This is a genomic window from Mesorhizobium sp. LSHC412B00, assembly GCF_000503035.1.
In the GTDB taxonomy this organism is placed as follows: Bacteria; Pseudomonadota; Alphaproteobacteria; order Rhizobiales; family Rhizobiaceae; genus Mesorhizobium.
The window spans coordinates 80,243-98,610 of record NZ_AYWB01000017.1; the positions used below are offsets into that span (position 1 = coordinate 80,243).

The following is an 18,368-nucleotide window of genomic DNA, read 5'->3' on the forward strand; positions in this document are numbered from 1 at the left end:
AATTTCGGCGATTTTCCGCGCGCTCAAGGCGAATTTGCGCCGGAATCTCGGCGCAGATTCAATGCCTTAGTAAGGGATTCCCTGCGCGGGCTAACAGCGAAATGATCGTGGCCCAACAGGGAAATCCAAACAGAACGGCGCTTCAAACTTGAACGTTCTGGCGATGTAGATGCCGGGGGCGTTTGCGAGATCTGGCAGAGACGTCGCCGTGCTCGATCTAGCCGGTTGGATACTCATTTGCCTCGAAGACATGATGATGAACGCGCCCAGTGAACATCTTCAGCAATTCCCCCGTCACGTCGCGGCTTTGAAATCTCACATCCGACTGAAGCGCCCGGTTGCAGGTGTCCATGTCGGGATAGCGAATGGCGAGAGCCATTGCGTAGACGGGAGCACCCTCGTCACGCGCGGTACCATCCAGGACGCGAACCTCTTGCGCCCCGGGAAATTGCGTCCACAGCGGCACCAGCTTCTCCTTGACAAAGTGCCGGAATTCGTTCTCACGCCCGGCATGGATTTCACCTTCGAAGAGGGCGTAGCGGATGATCATGTTGAAGTTCCTGATTGTCTGCATGGATGAGGGCGCATCGGTGATGCGCCCTCCTCGGTGGCCTATTTGCCCCAGATTTTCTTGTACTGATCGCGGTAGCCATTCTCCGGGTCGAAGGCGTTCTTCGGGCCGCCGTCGAACTCGACATTGTCGGCCGTCACCACATGCAGCGGCGACAGATAGCCCGACCATTTTTCACCGGCGATGGCGCGGTTCAGCTCGTCAACCAATTGCCAGCCCTGCAAGTTGAGCGGTTCGGCGACCGTGACCTTCTGGAACTGCCCGGCGCGGATGCGCTGATAGGCCGATTCCGAACCGTCGCCGGCGGCTACATTGATCGGCGCGTCGGTGCCGGCCTTGCCGGCAGCGGCAAGCGATGGTCCCATGAAGTCGAAATAGAGGTCGTTAATCGCCAGCGAATGCGTCCAGGCATCGCCGTATTTCTGCAAGAGCGAGGTGGTCAGCTGCGGCATGCGCTGCGAGGTCTCGGCGATCGGGGTGTCGACATATTCGAGCACCTTGCCGCCGAGCCGCTCGATTTCGGCCTTCATCTTGTCGGCCTTGGCGATGGCTATGGCGTAGGTCGAATCGGTGAAGATGACGACGCCGGGTTTGCCCTTGGCGTCGGCATAGGCCCAGTCGGCCGCAGCCGTCGAGACCTGCATGGCGTCGGTCGAGACGTTGGCGAACACGCCGCTCTTTTCGTCGGGTCCGATCACCGGTCCGGCATGCCAGGAAACCAGCGGGATTCCGGCGGCCTTCGCCTGTTCCAGCGCCGGCGCCTGCTCAATGGCGTCGAAACCGTTAATGACGATGCCATTCGGCTTCAGAGCCATCGCCTGGCCGAAGGCGGCGGTGCGGCCACCGATCGAGCCGGCGCCGTCGATCACCTTGACCTCCCAGCCAATCGCCTTGGCGGCTTCCTCGACGCCGGTGGTGACGCCCAGAATGCCGCCATTCTTGAGGTCGCCGGCGAGCACGACGATCGTCTTGCCCGGCTGGGCCTTCGGACCGGTGGCCGGGCCGTCCCAGGCGGTGACCTTCTGGGCATATTTTTCGACCACCGCCATGGCGTCGGCCATCGCGTCCGCCCGTGCCTGGCCGGCGAACAGGACCGGAGCAGCGATTGTGATGGCCATCAAGGCGATGGATGATTTTAGAAATGTTCTGCGTTGCATGTTGGTACCTCCCTTGGTTTCAAAAAAATTGTCTGGTCTTCCGGAACTCGATTTCGGGCGCCAAGTCACTGGCTGATTTGCCCAGCCACCGGGCCCAAACCGGCTGGATGCGCGTTGACATAGATGGAATAAAGCGACGTCTGGGCGGTGATGTAGAGCCGGTTGCGCTTCGGACCGCCGAAGCACAAATTGGAGACGATTTCGGGAACCAGGATGCGCCCGATCAGCGTCCCGTCCGGCGCGTAGACGCGAACCGCATCGGCACTGGAGGCCCAGATGTTGCCATCGCGATCGACGCGGAAGCCGTCGAAAAATCCTGCCTCGCATTCGGCGAGCGTGCCGTGCGACCGCAGCGAGCGTCCGTCCGCGGCGACATCATAGGTCTTGATCGCCCGCGGCAGGCCCTGAACATGGCTTGCGCCAGTATCCGACACGTAGAGGATGGTCTCGTCGGGCGAAAAGGCCAGCCCGTTCGGCTGCACCAGATCAGTGATGACGACACCCACCTCGCAGGTTGCTTCGTTGAACCGGTAGACATGGGACCCGCCGATCTCTGGTCGGGCAATCATGCCTTCATAGTGGCTGTCGATGCCGTACACGGGGTCGGTGAACCAGATCGTCCCATCGGATTTGACCACCACGTCATTCGGTGAATTGAACCGCTTGCCGTCGATGACTTCGACAAGCGACTGCCATCGCCCATCATGCTCAAGCCGGGAGATGCGTCGACCGCGATGGTCGCAAGCGACGACGCGGCCTTCACGATCGAGCGTATGGCCGTTCTGATTGTTGCAATGGGTTTCGAAGACACTGACCGAGCCGTCGCTTTCGTCGTAGCGCAGCAACCGGTCGTTCGGGATATCCGACCACAGCAAATGCCTTGCCGCCGGAACATAGACCGGTCCTTCCGCCCAGCGGCTCCCGGTCCACAGCCGTTCGAGCTTGGCATGCCCGATCGTCAGCTTTCGGAACCGGTCGTCCAGAATCTCGTAGTCGCTCATTCCACTATTCCCGGATGGGTTCGGCTGGTCACTTCGAGGGCTGCGTTGCGGTCTTGGTCCTGGCCCTGTTCGCCGCGCCGCGCTTGCGTTGGGCGTAACCGGCAATGCCGATGGCGACGAGCAGCGTCACGCCGTTGAACAGCGGTTCGACGAAGAACGAGCCACCGAACTGCTGGATGCCGGAAATGCCGACCGCCAGGATGACAACGCCGGTCATCGTGCCCCAGACATTGACGCGTCCGGGCTTGATGGTGGTCGAACCGAGAAAGGCGCCGACGAGCGCCGGCAGCAGATATTCCAGCCCGACGCTGGCCTGGCCGATGCGCAGCTTAGAGGCGAGCAGCACGCCTGTCAGCGCCGTCAGGAAGCCCGACGAGATGAAGGCACCGATGACGAAGCGGCGCACCGGAATGCCGTTCAGAGCCGCAGCCTTCGGGTTGGCGCCGATGGCATAGACGTAGCGGCCGATCGGCAGATATTCGAGGATGATCCAGAGTGCTGCGGCGATCGCCAGCACATAAAGGCCGGTGATAGGCAGCCCGAATACCATCGTGCCATTGAGGGCGTAAAAGCCGTTGGGCAGCACGCCGACCACTTGCCGGCCGCCGGTGTGCCAGAGCGCCAGCGCATAGAGCACGGTGCCGGTGCCGAGCGTGGCGATGAAAGAGTCGATGCGGGCAACTTCGACCAGTAGTCCGTTGAGGAAGCCGGTCGCAGCGCCGAGAAGCAGCACGATGATCACCGCCAGCGGCCACGGAACGCCGAACATGGTCTGCAGGCTGATGGCGAGAATGTGCCACAGCACGATGCCGTACCCAACGGTGAGGTCGATGCGGCCAGAAGCCATCGGGATCATCGCCGCCAGCGACAGCAGCGCGATGATTGCTTTGTCGGAGATGATCGAGCGCAAATTGAGCAGGGTTGGAAAGGTGTTTGGCAGCAGGATCGAAAACAAAAGGATCAGCAGCGCCGTCAGGATCACCAGCCCGTAGACCGGCAGCAGCCGGATGATTTTCTGCCCCAACGACAAGCCTGCCATTTCGCCACGGGTCGGTTCGAGTGCGCTGGATTCGATCGATTGCATGAGGTTCGCTCCCAGAAAGATCAGGCGGCTTCCGAAGCCGATGCCGCGGTGATCACGGCGGATGTGGTCAGGTCGTTGCTGGTGAGTTCGCGCACGATCTGTCCGCGTGAAAACACCAGGGCGCGGTGGCAGATATGGGCGATCTCCTCGAAATCGGTCGACACCACGACGACGGCGAGGCCGGCTTCAAGTGCGCGGCCGATCAGCCGGTAGATCTCGGCCTTGGCGCCGACGTCGACGCCGGCGGTCGGGTCTTCGGCGATCAGCAACTTTCGGTCGGTGTGCAGCCAGCGGCCGACAATCACCTTCTGCTGGTTGCCGCCGGACAGTGCTTCGATCGGCAGGTTAGGATCGTTGGGGCGAAGCCCGACCGTCCCGCCGATCTCACGCGCCAGCGCCGCCTCCTTGTAGGGCGCCAAAAACGAGAACAGGCCACGCTTACCGGCGCCGGGATTGAGAAAACTGTTTTCGCGGATCGACAAGGAGGCTGCTATCGATTCCTCGGTCCGGTCGCGTGCGATGAGGCCGACGCCGGCCGACATTGCCGCGATCGGGCTCGACAGGTCGGGCACAACGCCATTGATCGTCACCGAGCCGGAGAAAACCTGACACCCGAACAGCGTCCGACCAACCAGTTCCTGCCCGGCGCCGCGAAGGCCGACCAGACCGAGCAGCTCACCCTTGCGCACGTCGAAAGAGACAGGGCCGGCACCGGCGCAGACCAGGTCACGGACCGTGCACACCGTTTCGCCGGCCTGCGTCTGAGCCTTGCTGAAAACCTGGTTCACCGGGCGACCAACGATCATCTCGACAAGTTCGTCCGGGCTGGTATCGGCGACTCTCTTCTGGCCGACCAGCCTGCCGTCGCGCAGCACGGCGACCCGGTCGGCGATGCGGAAGATCTCGTCGAGCCGATGCGAAACGTAGATCATACCGACACCGCGTTGCTTGAGCGGGCGGATGGCGTCGAACAGCCGCTCGACTTCGTCAGCGGGAAGACTGGCTGTCGGCTCGTCGAGCACCAGCACATCGGCCTCGGTGGCCAGGGCGCGGGCGATGGCAACCAGCGACTTTTCGGTGCGCGTCAGATCCTGAACGCGTGTCGTCGGATCGAAATCGCATCCGACCAGCTTGAGCGCCTCACGCGCTCTCGCCTCGGTCGATCGCCAGTCGATGAGCCCCGAGCGGAGCGAAAAGCCTTGGGCCAAGCCGACATTCTCGCCGACCGTCATCCATTCGATGAGACCGAGATCCTGATGGATGAAGGCGACGGGCTGGCGGTGGTTCGGCTGCGGCGGACGATGGTGATAGGGCTCGCCGCGAAACAGGATGCTGCCGCCGTCCGGCCGGTGGATGCCGGCGAGCGTCTTGATCAGTGTCGACTTGCCGGCGCCGTTCTCGCCAAGCAGCGCCAGGATCTCGCCCTTGTGCAGATCGAGCGACACGTCGGAGATCGCGCGGGTGCCGCCGAACTCCTTGGTAATCGACTTGAACTCGATCAGTTTTTCCTCGGTCACAATGCGTTCCTCCCAAGATCGCCCCAATGATGTTATCGATAACATTTCTAAGCGTCAAGCGACGACGAAAATTCAGGCCAGCCAATCAACTGGTCTTGCCGTCGAGCAGAAGCATCATCTCAGCCGAATCCCTTGGCCCCAGCCCTGCGGCGCAAAGCAGACGGTGGATCTCTACCACCTGCCCGGTCATTGGCATCGGCGTCTTGGTTTTCAGCGCGAAGGCCTGCAGCGAATCCAGATCCTTCAGCATATTATCGATGCGGCCGGTCGGCGAAAAATCGCGGGCAGCGAATTTTGCCATGAACTCCTGCATAATGCTGGAGTCGGCCCGCCCGCCCTTGAGTGCCGCGGGGATTGCCTTCGCATCGACGCCGCCGGCCTCAGCAAGCTTGACCGCTTCGGCGACGGCCTGAAACAGCACCGCGCAGAAGAGCTGGTTGATCAGCTTGGTCGTCTGGCCTGCCCCGCTCGGTCCCATCAAGGTGTAGTTGGCGCAGAGATGCTGCATCACCGTGCGCGCGTGTTCGAAGTCTGCCGCCTCACCGCCCGCCATAACGGTCAGCCGGCCGGCCAGCGCGCCGGGAACGCCGCCCGAAAGCGGGCAGTCGAGCCATCTCATGCCGGTCTCGGCAGACAGCTTCCCGGCCATCTGCGCGGTGTCGAAGGGATCGATCGAAGACATGTCGATCAGCAGCTTTTCCGACGACGCCGCAGCCGCCACACCACCATCGCCAAACACCACCGAACGCACGATATTGGCATGGTTGAGACTGAGGATGACGAAGCTGCTCTCCCGCGTTGCTTCGGCAACCGACACGGCCGCAGCCGCACCCTTTGCAGTCAGCGCTGCAACCTTGACCTTGTCCAGATCGAACACCGTCACGGCTAGCCCAGTCTCGATCAGGCGGGTGGCGATCGCCGACCCCATGATGCCGGCGCCGACAACGGCGACTTTTGTTGGTTGCGTCATTTCAACGTGCCTTCTTCCTTGATCCCGGCAGGGTCGACCCCAAGTGCACCCAGGCCCTGCAACACTCTATCGGCAATCGTGTCGACAGGCGCGTCGATGTCCACTGTGACCACCAGCGGCTCGTCGCCTGGATGCTCCAGGGTGGCGAACTGGCTGTCGAGCAGCGCCGGTGGAAAGAAGTGGCCGCGGCGCGCGGCTAGCCTGGCTTGCAGCAGCGAATGCGACCCCTCCAGGAATACGAAAACCAGCGACTCGCCCGCCGCATCGCGAAGCCTATCGCGATAGGGTTTCTTCAACGCGGAACAGCTGACGACTAGCCCGCGACCCTCCTCACGAGCCTGGCGCAAGGCTGCGCCGACCAGATCCAGCCAAGGCAATCGATCGCAGTCTGCAAGCGGTATGCCCGCGGACATCTTTTCGACATTGCTGCGCGGATGCAGCGTATCGCCTTCAACGAAGGCAAGGCCAAGCCGCGCGGCGATCTCGACGCCAACTTTGGTCTTGCCGCAGCCGCTGACACCCATCACGACGATGAGCGCGGGTTCAAAGGCAGGTCGTGATGCCACCGTCGACATAGAGCGTGTGTCCATTGACAAAGGATGAGGCCGGTCCCGACAGAAAGATCGCCGCGCCGACCAATTCGCCGACATCGCCCCAACGACCCGCCGGTGTGCGGTTGGTCAGCCACGCCGAAAATTCGGGATTGTCGACCAGCGCCTGGTTGAGCGGCGTCTTGAAGTAACCCGGCGCGATGGAATTGATCTGCAAGCCATGCTTCGCCCAATCGGCACACATGCCGCGCGTCAGGTTGCGCACAGCGCCTTTCGTGGCCGTATAGGGCGCGATGTTCGTCCGTGCCAGTTCGCTTTGCACCGAGGCGATGTTGATGATCTTGCCGCGCCGCCGCAGGATCATGTGCCGCGCCACCGCTTGTCCCACGAAGAACACGCTGGAGATGTTGGTGCGCAAGAGTTCCTCCCATTTGTCAGCGGGGAAATCCTCGAGCGGCATTCGGAACTGCATGCCGGCATTGTTGATAAGGATATCGATGGCGCCGATAGTCGCCTCGATCTCCGCGACGCCGTTCGCCACCGCTGCATGATCAGTGACGTCGAAGACGGCGCTATGGGCCTTATGTCCCTTCACTGTCAGTGCATCCGCAGCCGTTTTCATTTTTTCGGCGCTGCGTCCGTTGAGCACGATTTCGGCGCCGTGCTGCGCCAACCCCTCGGCCAGCGCCAGGCCGATCCCTTGCCCCGAGCCGGTGACCAGCGCCCGCATGCCGGTCAAATCGAACAACGAACTGCCCAAACGCTCCTCCTGAGCAATGTTTCCTGGAGCGGCCACGATTTCCAACGCACCTGCCGCCAGTCCCTATTGACATGAATGTTATCGATAACATAGTCAATTGGAAAAATGCACAGGAGATGACGCCGTGACCGACATTTTGATGACAGGTCCCTATCCGGATTGGGACATGGGAGATCTTGAAGCGAAATATCGCGTCCATAAACTTTGGCAGTCCGAGGACAAGGACGCGCTGCTCTCAAGCCACGCCGGCGCGATCCGCGCCATAGCTACGCGCGGCGAGCTTGGCGCAAGTGCTGCGTTGATGGCGAAGCTGCCGCAGCTTGAAATCGTTTCCTGCTACGGCGTAGGCACCGACGCCATCGACCTTGCCTATGCCAAGGCGAATGGCATTCGTGTCACCAATACACCTGATGTTCTAACCGAGGACGTAGCCGATATCGGCATCGGGCTGCTGCTCGCCGTGGCGCGAAAAATCCCGCAGGCCGACGCCTACGTGCGCGATGGAAGCTGGCGCAAGGGCAATATGGGGCTGGTCACGCGTGTCTGTGGAAAAAGGCTGGGCATTGTCGGCATGGGCCGCGTCGGTGCGGCGGTGGCGAAGCGCGCCGCTGCATTCGACTGCACGATTTCTTATTTCGACAACCGCAAGCGCGACGATCTTCCTTATACGTTCGTCAGCGATCTGCTCGAACTGGCGAGCGATAGCGAATTTCTGATCGTAACGCTCGCCGGCGGCGAAAGCACGAAACACATGATTAATGCGTCGATGCTGGCAGCGCTCGGAGCAGACGGTATTGTCATAAACATTTCGCGCGGCAGCACGATCGACGAGATTGCGTTGCTCGCGGCCCTGGAATCCAGTGCCATAAAGGGTGCCGGGCTCGACGTGTTCTGGAACGAGCCAACCATCGACGAGCGCTTCCTGAAGCTTGCCAACGTCGTGCTGCAACCGCACCACGCCAGCGGCACGGTGGAGACCCGCAAGGCCATGGGTCAGCTCGTTCGCGACAATCTCGCGGCCCATTTCGGCGGACAGGCCTTGCTGACACCGGTCGTCTGAGAAAGGATCCCATCATGAAGTCGATCGTCATCCATGCGGCAAAAGACCTGCGGGTCGAGGAGACCGATCCGGGCTCCCCTGGCGACGGACAGGTCGAGATCGCGGTCGAAGCCGGCGGCATCTGCGGCTCGGACCTGCACTACTACAATCATGGCGGCTTCGGCGCGATCCGCCTGCGCGAACCGATGATCCTCGGCCACGAAGTCGCTGGCACGGTGAAAGCCGTGGGCAGCGGCGTTTCCGCGTTTGCCATTGGTGACCGCGTCGCGATCTCGCCCAGCCGTCCCTGCAATACCTGCCGCTACTGTCTGCAAGGCATGCAGAACCAGTGCCTCAACATGCGCTTCTATGGCAGTGCCATGCCGATGCCGCATATACAGGGCGCGTTCCGCCAGCGCCTTGTCGCCGAGGCGTGGCAGTGCCACAAAATCGCCGACCATATCTCCATCAACGAGGCCGCTTTCGCCGAGCCTTTTGCGGTTACGCTGCATGCCATGAACCGCGCCGGCTCGCTGCTCGGCAAGCGGGTTCTGGTCACCGGCAGCGGGCCGATCGGCGCGCTTTGCATCCTTGCCGCACGCGTCCACGGCGCGCGCGAGATCGTCGTCACCGATGTCATAGACGCCGTGCTGGCCAAGGCCCTGGAGATCGGCGCCGACCGTACGATCAATGTCGCGACCAATGGCGAAAAGCTCGCCGCTTACAATGTCGACAAGGGCAGTTTCGATGTGATGCTCGAGGCCTCCGGCAACGAGCGCGCTGTGCGTGCAGGGCTCGATGTGATCAAGCCGCGCGGCGTGCTCATACAGCTCGGTCTCGGCGGCGATCTGTCGATCCCGCAGAACCTCATCGTCGCCAAGGAGATCGAGATGCGCGGCACTTTTCGTTTCCACGACGAGTTCGCCCTAGCGGTCGACCTGATCAATCACCGCCGGGTGGATGTCAAACCACTGCTGACCGGCATCTATCCTCTCGACGAGGCTGTCGCGGCTTTCGACATCGCCGGTGACCGAAACAAATCCATGAAGGTTCAGATCGCGTTCTGAAGATCCTTCGGTTGCGCTGGAGGCGCATCGGCACATCGCCTTAAATCACGTCGGCGCCAATCGCCGCCAGCGCGGCGCGTGCCACATCGAATCCTGATCGCCGGTTCCCGAACCGACGCCGATGCCGCCCGCAGAAGCGGATCGGCAAGCCCCCGGGCAAATTGGTCACGCCGCCCTGCGAAGTGATACCGGCTGAGAGCGCCGCTTCGAACGCCATGCCGCCGGTAGCGGCGTTTATTGACGCTGCGGTGCGCGCCTTCGCCTGCGCCGTACGCATGCTGAGGAACCGCGCGCCATCCATGCGCAGGCTGGCGAGGACTTCGCCGCTCGCATCGACGACCACGAGACATTGCGGCACGCCCATCGTGACGGCGCGCGCTGCTCCGGCTGCAACGGCCTTCAAAGCACCGTGATGCGTGAGGGTGATGGTCTCGCGAAACATCGCTATTGGGCTGCCCTTCGCTGCGTTTGAATCGATGCAGGAACTCAGGTGCTTTCGCGCTCGACGACGCGATAGCCGGTGAGCACGATTTCTTGGCCGTGTCGTTTCTCGTCGCCTCGGATCACCTGGATCAATCTGCGAGCGGCCTGTTGCCCGATCCCGTAGCAGTCGACATTCACGGTGGTGATGCCGGGATGGCAAAAGGCGGCTACCTCGTAGTCGCCGAAGCCGGCAATTGCGATATCCTGCGGGATCCGCATGCCCCGGCGCTTGCATTCCATCAGTGCGCCGAAGGCCGAAAGGTCCGAAACGCAGAGTACGGCTTGCGTGTCCGGCCAACGCTCCAGCATGCTGACGACGGCCTGGCCGCCCTGCTCGATGGATATCGGCGGCACGCCAAAGGAAACGAGGCGCCCGGTCGGCAGGCCGAGCTCCTCAATGGCTCTGACAAAGCCTTCGCGCCGCTGGCTGCCGCGCGTGTCGCGCGAGGTCGTGCCACCGATGTAACAGAATTTTCGGTAACCCTTCCTGGCGAGCGTCTTGACGAGAAGCCCCATCGCCTCCTCGTTGGAGAACCCAACCACTTGATCGATCGGCTTTACCGGCAACTCCCAGGTTTCGACTACTGGAATTCCGGCGTTTTTCAAAAGGCGGCGGGCGCGATCCGTGTGAGCGCCGCCGGTTAGGATAATGCCTTCCGGCCGCCGACGGAGCATCGCTTCGATCAACCGTTCTTCCTTCTCAGCCGTGTAGTCGGTGTAGCCGAGCAGAAGTTGCAGCCCCGTGCTTTCAAGCTCGTCGGTAATGCCGCGAGCGGTATCAGCGAAGTTGGAATTGTTGATCGACGGGACGATAGCCGCAACGAACCCTGTCTTGCGCGAGGACAGGCTGCCGGCTGACTGGTCAAGCACATAACCAAGGTCGTTGACCGCGACCATGATTTTTTCCCGTGTCGCCTTGGAAACCCGGCTGCCCTCTTTCAGTGCGCGTGAAACGGTCATGGTGGACACACCTGCCCGCAGGGCCACGTCAACCATAGTTGGCGCATGGTTATTGCCGGACGTTGAGGACACTGCCTTGGCCATCAAGCCACTCCGGCGGTTGCTCGCGCCGCGAACGTTTCACGCTTCGCCAAACGGCTTACCTGGTCTCTATTCGCCTTCATGAACCACCTCCGGAACCCGATACCAAGAACATGTTATCGATATCATGAGGGACTGGCAATAACTGGAGACCCGGGTGAGGCGCGGCGGTGTCAATATTGGCTTTCGGCTGCTGTTGGGTGTGTCTGTAAGCACGATGAGCGTTTCGGGCCATCCCAAATCGCCCTTCCAGCTGCGGTCAAAGAATCTCTGTCTTTAGATTGAAGAGATTCGAGCATCCAGTTGTGATAGGTGTAGGAACGAGCGTTTTACGACCGAGGCAGGCGAACGCCACTTGGGCCTTTGAACCTCACTGCCCATTCACCGGCACCGATACGTCGATATCCTTCATCAGCTGGAATCGGTCGTCGTAGGAGCGATTGAGACAGGCTCTGCTCCCACCGCACGCATTCCGGTGCTGTAGCCATTCGCGTTGGTTGGCTAGCAGGGATTTGCGAACGTTCACATTGTTGAAGCCCCGAATATATCGGTAGATTGCATTCATTGCCCGGTCCTTGGCCCACAAGTGGTCGTCAGAGCACACCGCGTTCTCAGTTGCCGTCATCGCTTTCGAGCAATCGAAACTTGGGCTGCCAATACCGGTTGGCTGCTGGTGGTCTGCCATGAACGCAACGGTTTCCAAGCAGACGAAGAGAGCTCCTCGGCTCTTTAGTGCCGACTTCACCTCGTCGAGCATCGGCGTCCATAAGCCTATCCAGTTCTCCTTACCGGCAATGCGATTCCCTTCATCAAAGGCTTCCCTGACAGCCCGATCGATAACGTCCTTGTCTGGTTGGAAAAACTCCGCGCAGCGTGACTGCAAGAGCGTGTAGGACACGAACCGATCGGCAAAGACGTCCGCAGTCGGCGCGTCACTCGGGGTGCTCAGTTGCCCGCTGTCCTGTTCAAAAACATCAATGCCGAGAGCTCTCGCACTTTCCGAGGAAAGGAGCCGCACCTCGGTTGGCCCAGCAATCGTGAAGAAGCGAATAGCTTCGATACGAAGTCCAAGATGGGTCAGATACGATCCGACCTCGGCGTTCGCGACCCCGCTCTCTTTGTACTGGCCGTTCTCTTCCGTATAGGCCGCATGGAATCCGATCTTCGAGGTGGGCGACATATAGCGGCGAACACCAGCGACCCAAATCAAACCACATGCCGAGTAGCATTCTCCATCTGCACCCACCGATGTCACATAGCTGCTGAGACGGATTCTGGCCCCAATTTGGAGCGCTTCCTCTATCAAGCCTCCGGGGCTTTGGAGGAGAACGAGGACACGCCCGCGGTTCAGCGTAAGATCGTAAAAGCGATCAGCATCGCCCTGAACGATCTCGCCCGAAACGCCAATGATATCGACTGTGCCATTGGAGTCGATAAGTTGAATATCCGCCGCCGCTGCGCGCCCCGAGATCAGCGCAAACGCCAACCACGCGCTGAAGAATGCCCATCGCATAAGAAACGGAGAACCCCCTGCTGCCCAAAATTCCATGTAGCAAATCGAACGGCCGGATCAAGCGCCACTAAAGGCGTTGTCGATCAAATCTGAAGCCTGGCATAACAGATCGAGCTGTTCGCTCAATCACTAGCCCAATTGCCTCAGCGCCTTCACCTGCTCCACCGCAACTTTGACAAGTCGCGGTGCCAATTGGCGTGCGGTTTCGAGGAGTTCGGCCTCCAGTTCCGCCCGCTCGCGCGAAATTGTGCGTCTCTTTTCCAAACCTTCGAAGAAATCCGTCAGCGGTACGTTGAGCACGCGAGCAAGCTCTGCAAGCGTCTCGATGTTGGGAAGTTGTTTGCCGCGCTCAATGTTCGAGATGCTCTCTGGCGTGCGGCCAACGCGGTCAGCCATAACCTCCTGACTGAAGTTGGCGCCGCGCCGCGCAGCTTGATCTCGGGCGCCTATAGTCCGCTTTAAAGAGTCGCTCATACTCGAAACGTGACTTCGGTATTTCGAATTGACAACGAAGTCAGCTTCAGCATTGGTCGTCGCCATGAAGTCTACTTCGTATCTCTTGAAAAACATGAACAGTGACGTAAGGGCGGCACCAATCAGAAATGAGCGCCTTGCTTCTATCCCCCGCTGCGGTCGCGTTCCCGGCATGGATTCTTGGCCGCGATCCGTCGAAGAAAATGATCTGCGTCTCTTATGCTCAACCACTTGCGGTCAAGCACGCCAACGACTTTCGAACGGTCGTCAACACCGCCTGGTACCGGTCGATGTTTCCGACCTTCAAGGTTAGCCCGCGCAAGAACACTGAAAATGAACTGCAGACCACGCTCGGCGGTGGACGCCTGGCGACCTCGACCGGTGGTCAGCTAACCGGCCGGGGTGGCGACATCATCATTATCGATGACCCCTTGAAGGCAGATGAAGCGCATTCGGAATCGGCTCGCAATAGGTGCGCCGACTGGGTTCGCACGACTTTGATGTCGCGCTTCGACAATCCGGCTGCCGGTGCCGTCGTCCTTGTCATGCAAAGATTGCATGTCGACGACCTAGCAGGCGTGCTTCTGGAGACTGGCGGCTGGGAGCATTTGAACCTGTCGGCGATTGCCGAGCAGGACGAACGCGTCCAGACAAGTGTAAATCGCTGGCACGATCGCAAGCTTGGCGACTTGCTGCACCCCGCGCGTCTGGGACACGCCGAACTGGACGGTCTAAAGCGCCTATTAGGATCGCTCAATTTTTCCGCGCAGTACCAACAATCCCCTGCCCNACGCCGAACTGGACGGTCTAAAGCGCCTATTAGGATCGCTCAATTTTTCCGCGCAGTACCAACAATCCCCTGCCCAACCGGACGGCAACATGGTCAAGAGGGTGTGGTTTCGCGACTACGATCCACATCAGTTCGACCGTCGGTCGATGACCATCGTTCAAAGCTGGGACACCGCGCTTAAGGGCGACCCCTCCAGCGATTACTCCGTCGGAACGACATGGGCCAAAGACGACAANATCAGTTCGACCGTCGGTCGATGACCATCGTTCAAAGCTGGGACACCGCGCTTAAGGGCGACCCCTCCAGCGATTACTCCGTCGGAACGACATGGGCCAAAGCGACAACAACTATTATCTCCTCGATCTCGTCCGCGTCCGGGCAGCTTACCCAGATCTCATCAAGGCGGTGAAAAACTCCCTTCTGGAGCACTCCCCCGACATCATCCTCATTGAGGATGCGGGTTCCGGCTCAAGCCTCATCGCCGACTTGGAAAGCCAGGACATCAGCACCACGCCGGTAAAAGCCAGAACCGACAAGGAAAGCCGGCTGTCACGTGTTGCCGCAATGANACGCCGAACTGGACGGTCTAAAGCGCCTATTAGGATCGCTCAATTTTTCCGCGCAGTACCAACAATCCCCTGCCCCACCGGACGGCAACATGGTCAAGAGGGTGTGGTTTCGCGACTACGATCCAAATCAGTTCGACCGTCGGTCGATGACCATCGTTCAAAGCTGGGACACCGCGCTTAAGGGCGACCCCTCCAGCGATTACTCCGTCGGAACGACATGGGCCAAAGACGACAACAACTATTATCTCCTCGATCTCGTCCGCGTCCGGGCAGCTTACCCAGACCTCATCAAGGCGGTGAAAAACTCCCTTCTGGAGCACTCCCCCGACATCATCCTCATTGAGGATGCGGGTTCCGGCTCAAGCCTCATCGCCGACTCGGAAAGCCAGGACATCAGCACCACGCCGGTAAAAGCCAGAACCGACAAGGAAAGCCGGCTGTCACGTGTTGCCGCNGGAAAGCCAGGACATCAGCACCACGCCGGTAAAAGCCAGAACCGACAAGGAAAGCCGGCTGTCACGTGTTGCCGCAATGATCGAAAACGGCAACGTCAATCTTCCGAAAGACGCGCATTGGAGAGATGACTTCCTGCTTGAGGTGCTCGCATTTCCGCACGGAAAGCACGACGACCAGGTCGACTCCATGACCCAGGCGCTGATCTGGATGAAGGACGACAAGCCGACGGGTAGGTTCTATTTCGGGAAATTCTGAAGCGCTGCTCCTGAATCGGGATGGTATCCTCGGCGCTGATCAAGCGTGGTCACCTTATTCCGGATATCGACATAGCGCCTACGCCAACCGTTCTCTTCCCCCTGTGCGCCCAAGAACCATGCGATGGGGCCGTTGTTGGCTCCGCTGGCGTGCGGCATCCCAGTCAGAATTCTGCGCTCTGGAACTCCGACCTCGCCGCCAATTCTTGCCAATACCTCCGAGACCATATCTCCCATGGGGACAAACACGGCGTTGGGAAAAGCTGAGAGTTCTTCGGTGAGCCACTCTCGGGCCTTGTCGAACAAGAACGGGACTTTGTTCATGTCAGGCGAGCGGCTGTAGTTCTCGCCATCGACGAAGGTTGGATAGCGGATCGCCGACGTGAAGTGAGCACGCTGGCTATCGACGGTCCACAGGGTTGCGGTCGACGTAATCCCCAGCCAATCGTTGAGGCCAACGGCATCCATCAGCCTCACGAGATTCTTTCTCATGTCCCCAGCAAAGCTGGCATGCACCTTCGCTCGTGCAAGGATATCTTCGCGCGATGCTCCGCTCGCCATCGCCCGTTTGGCCTCGAGAAGAGCCTCCCGCATTTGCTGGCGGCCAGGGGTGATGCCGACAATCACGATGTCCGCTCCAGCATTGACGTAGCCGAACGGTGCGTATGCGATGTCGAGCCGCTTCGATTTGTAGACGTGCGACCCCATCAGAAGCGTGCGCGGATTCTCGATTTCGCCCGCAAGCTCGGCAAGCGAGATCTCCCGAACGAGCCTGATGTAGTCTTTGTCGTTGCCCGATGATGCCAGGGTCCTCTCTGTATGGCTTGCAATCGGCGCGTTTTGCCACGGTACTTTTTGCGCAGGGGCAGGTTTGACAACACGCTCGATTGAAATCTGTCGGCTCACTGGCTCCGCAGGCACAGCATCCCCGAGCGCAGGTGGCTCGGCGTCCACGATGTCGGCAGAAATTAGTCGGCGATCCCGCGTGCCCCTGATTTCCATCCAGATCGGCCAGCCTCTCCGCAAGTAGGTTCGCAGTTCGTCGAGCGTCGTTGCCTTCACCCTATTCGCGATGTGATGCCGTTCCCGGCCAAGCGCCGGATCGGCCGCCCCGTATGTGGTATCCGCGAACCTGTGCGGGACGAGAATCTCTCCAGTATCAGCCTTTATGCGGTACATGCGGTCCCCCACCAGTTGCTAAAATTTGGGATAGTGCATTGCGGAGAAGCCGCAACAGGAATTTTTGAGGTTTTTTCAGAGGCCAGCGATGATGCTGCAAAAGCCTTCATAGACGCCAACCTCGCGCTACAACCGAAGTTTGTTCGTTGGCTGACTAGTGGTCTGAAATGGGGCCGATTCCTGTCAGGCGGCTTTCGGGAACCGCCCTGCGAAAGCGGGCCTCGGTCTTGCGAATATAGGCCCGCCGAAGGCGCTCGACACACGCTTGGTCTGGTCGCGTGGCTCGATAATACCATGGGCCATGAGCATCCGACGACCAGCCGGCGGATCGCCGAACTGGGGGTAGGCATCAAGGTCTGCCAGCTTCCAAACTTTGTGAACTGACCGCCGGAACGCGTTGCTCACGAATGCTTGATCATCACATGGCGTACTGATGTGTAATCCTCCAGCGCATAGATAGACATATCCTTGCCATATCCAGATTGCTTGACGCCGCCGTGGGGCATTTCTGTCGCGAGCATGAAATGGGCGTTGACCCAGGTGCAACCGTACTGGAGCTGCGACGCGACGCTCATCGCTTTGGAGATATTGCTTGTCCAAACCGAGGAGGCCAATCCGTAGTCGCTGTCGTTCGCCCACTCCACGGCCTGTTGGTCGTCTGTGAAACGAGTAACTGAAACGACCGGCCCGAAGACCTCACGACGCACGATCTCGTCGTCCTGGGTCGCACCGGCAATAACGGTTGGCTGATAGAAGAACCCTTGTTCGCCACTGGTGGCACCGCCTGTGGTGACCTGGATGTGCTTTTGCTCGTCCGCCCGCTCAACGAAACTTGCGACGCGGTCCCGTTGGCGCTTCGAGACAAGGGGGCCAATCTCGTTGCTGTTGTCGTCACTTTGATTGTAGCGGATTGTAGAAACCGCAGCACTCAGATCTGCGACGAAATTATCATAGACTCTATCCTGCACATAGATACGGCACGGGGCCGTACAGTCCTGGCCCGCGTTGTAAAATCCGAACGTACGGATGCCCTGCACCACGGCCTCGAGATCTGCATCGTCGTAAACGATGACCGGAGCCTTCCCTCCAAGTTCCAGATGTGTCCGCTTGATCGTCGCGGCGGCGGCATGCATTACTTTCTTCCCAGTGCCGATGTCGCCCGTGATCGACACCATGCTAATGCTGGGGTGATTGATTAGCGCATTTCCCACCGTTTCCCCGCGACCAAGGATAACGTTGACGACGCCATCGGGAAGAATGTCCGCCAAGAGCCGCGCCATCTTCAGTGCGGTAAGCGGGGTTTGCTCTGAGGGCTTGAAAACGACTGTATTGCCGCCAGCTATTGCTGGTGCGAGCTTCCACGCCATCATCATCAGAGGATAGTTTCACGGCGCTATCGAACCGACAACACCCACTGCATCGCGGCGGATCATCGAGGTATAGCCGGGCAGATACTCTCCGGCCACAGGCGCGTGCATAGATCGGACGGCGCCAGCGAAAAAGCGCCAGCAATCAATGATCGCAGGCAATTCATCATTGCGCACCGAGTTGATCGGCTTGCCGCAATTCAGTGCTTCGAGTGCGGCAAAATCTTCGGCATGTCTTTCAACGGCGTCAGCGATCTGCAAAAGACAAGCCGAGCGCTCGGCTGGCGTGGTGCGCGACCAGCGGCTGAATGCTTTTTCAGCAGCATGGACCGCTGCATCGATTTGGCCTTCAGAAGCTTCAGCAAGGTCGATGATTCTTCCACCGGTCTTGGGGTTAAAAATCGTCTCCTCAAACTCAGTTCCTGGTTCGAAGCTAGAGCCGATCAGCAACTCAGTGTCCATGAATTCTCCTTATGGTCTCAGTTTGCCGCGATCTTGTCGCCGCAAGACTTGTCCTTGATCAGT

The 18,368-nt window shown here is 60.0% G+C and carries 17 protein-coding genes and 2 pseudogenes; 5 read left to right on the forward strand and 14 right to left on the reverse strand.

The genetic code is table 11. From position 1 onward, the window contains the following. Positions 1–217 precede the first annotated feature (217 nt). From X757_RS141060 to X757_RS141025, 8 genes are all read right to left on the reverse strand, one after another. Positions 218–550, reverse strand: a complete 333-nt coding sequence (locus X757_RS141060; protein WP_023716370.1) for a hypothetical protein — start codon at positions 548–550, stop codon at positions 218–220. A gap of 62 nt (positions 551–612) precedes the next feature. Next, entirely contained in the window at positions 613–1,689 is a 1,077-nt protein-coding gene (locus tag X757_RS141055; RefSeq protein WP_373432856.1) for a substrate-binding domain-containing protein, read from the reverse strand. Positions 1,690–1,793: 104 nt separating this feature from the next. Further along, the gene (locus tag X757_RS141050; protein WP_023716368.1) at positions 1,794–2,729 is read right to left on the reverse strand and encodes an SMP-30/gluconolactonase/LRE family protein; all 936 of its coding nucleotides are present in this window, start codon (positions 2,727–2,729) and stop codon (positions 1,794–1,796) included. 28 nt (positions 2,730–2,757) lie between these two features. Beyond that, positions 2,758–3,813, reverse strand: coding sequence for an ABC transporter permease (locus X757_RS141045; RefSeq protein ID WP_023716367.1), 1,056 nt, complete (start codon positions 3,811–3,813; stop codon positions 2,758–2,760). A gap of 20 nt (positions 3,814–3,833) precedes the next feature. Beyond that, a complete protein-coding gene (locus X757_RS141040) occupies positions 3,834–5,330 on the reverse strand; it encodes a sugar ABC transporter ATP-binding protein (RefSeq protein WP_023716366.1) in 1,497 nt (498 codons plus the stop codon). Positions 5,331–5,415: 85 nt separating this feature from the next. Next, positions 5,416–6,300: an NAD(P)-dependent oxidoreductase gene (locus tag X757_RS141035; protein ID WP_023716365.1), complete on the reverse strand. Its 885-nt coding sequence runs from the start codon at positions 6,298–6,300 to the stop codon at positions 5,416–5,418. After that, positions 6,297–6,875 (reverse strand): gluconokinase, encoded by a 579-nt coding sequence (locus X757_RS141030; RefSeq protein ID WP_023727412.1) that lies wholly within the window; start codon positions 6,873–6,875, stop codon positions 6,297–6,299. The genes X757_RS141035 and X757_RS141030 overlap by 4 nt, the downstream gene beginning before the upstream one ends. Then, on the reverse strand, positions 6,844–7,581 hold the full coding sequence (locus tag X757_RS141025) for an SDR family oxidoreductase (protein WP_031251557.1): 738 nt from the start codon (positions 7,579–7,581) through the stop codon (positions 6,844–6,846). The genes X757_RS141030 and X757_RS141025 overlap by 32 nt, the downstream gene beginning before the upstream one ends. 169 nt (positions 7,582–7,750) lie before the next feature. Here X757_RS141025 and X757_RS141020 point away from each other — a divergent pair, with 169 nt between their 5' ends. Together X757_RS141020 and X757_RS141015 are read left to right on the forward strand one after the other, a co-directional pair. Next, a complete protein-coding gene (locus X757_RS141020; RefSeq protein ID WP_031198705.1) occupies positions 7,751–8,671 on the forward strand; it encodes a 2-hydroxyacid dehydrogenase in 921 nt (306 codons plus the stop codon). Between the two features lie 14 nt (positions 8,672–8,685). After that, positions 8,686–9,717, forward strand: a complete 1,032-nt coding sequence (locus X757_RS141015; RefSeq protein ID WP_023716361.1) for an L-idonate 5-dehydrogenase — start codon at positions 8,686–8,688, stop codon at positions 9,715–9,717. 40 nt (positions 9,718–9,757) lie between these two features. Here X757_RS141015 and X757_RS01000000165290 read toward each other — a convergent pair. From X757_RS01000000165290 to X757_RS0134895, 4 genes and pseudogenes are all read right to left on the reverse strand, one after another. Then, a pseudogene (locus tag X757_RS01000000165290) lies at positions 9,758–10,165 on the reverse strand (heme-binding protein). A 38-nt stretch (positions 10,166–10,203) separates the two neighbouring features. Continuing rightward, positions 10,204–11,196, reverse strand: coding sequence for a LacI family DNA-binding transcriptional regulator (locus tag X757_RS141010; protein ID WP_023716360.1), 993 nt, complete (start codon positions 11,194–11,196; stop codon positions 10,204–10,206). A 415-nt stretch (positions 11,197–11,611) separates the two neighbouring features. After that, positions 11,612–12,790 carry a lysozyme inhibitor LprI family protein gene (locus X757_RS1000000165875; protein WP_156933481.1) on the reverse strand — a complete coding sequence of 393 codons (1,179 nt, stop codon included), beginning with the start codon at positions 12,788–12,790 and terminating at the stop codon, positions 11,612–11,614. A 93-nt stretch (positions 12,791–12,883) separates the two neighbouring features. Beyond that, positions 12,884–13,294: a helix-turn-helix domain-containing protein gene (locus tag X757_RS0134895; RefSeq protein ID WP_198020081.1), complete on the reverse strand. Its 411-nt coding sequence runs from the start codon at positions 13,292–13,294 to the stop codon at positions 12,884–12,886. Positions 13,295–14,345: 1,051 nt separating this feature from the next. On the opposite strand from X757_RS0134895, the gene X757_RS1000000169795 reads away from it, so the two are divergent. From X757_RS1000000169795 to terL, 3 genes are all read left to right on the forward strand, one after another. Then, a complete protein-coding gene (locus tag X757_RS1000000169795) occupies positions 14,346–14,768 on the forward strand; it encodes a hypothetical protein (RefSeq protein WP_373432855.1) in 423 nt (140 codons plus the stop codon). After that, entirely contained in the window at positions 14,677–15,171 is a 495-nt protein-coding gene (locus X757_RS1000000169460; RefSeq protein ID WP_156933482.1) for a hypothetical protein, read from the forward strand. The genes X757_RS1000000169795 and X757_RS1000000169460 overlap by 92 nt, the downstream gene beginning before the upstream one ends. Further along, complete coding sequence (terL, locus tag X757_RS1000000169800; protein ID WP_084569753.1) at positions 15,101–15,298, forward strand: phage terminase large subunit; 198 nt, start codon at positions 15,101–15,103, stop codon at positions 15,296–15,298. The genes X757_RS1000000169460 and terL overlap by 71 nt, the downstream gene beginning before the upstream one ends. Here the strand turns inward: terL and X757_RS1000000165880 are convergent. Together X757_RS1000000165880 and X757_RS01000000165305 are read right to left on the reverse strand one after the other, a co-directional pair. Further along, complete coding sequence (locus X757_RS1000000165880; protein ID WP_023727419.1) at positions 15,280–16,476, reverse strand: uracil-DNA glycosylase family protein; 1,197 nt, start codon at positions 16,474–16,476, stop codon at positions 15,280–15,282. The two genes, terL and X757_RS1000000165880, sit on opposite strands and share 19 nt — an antisense overlap. Before the next feature lie 401 nt (positions 16,477–16,877). Beyond that, positions 16,878–18,305: pseudogene (locus X757_RS01000000165305) on the reverse strand (gamma-aminobutyraldehyde dehydrogenase). Between the last annotated feature and the right edge of the window lie 63 nt (positions 18,306–18,368).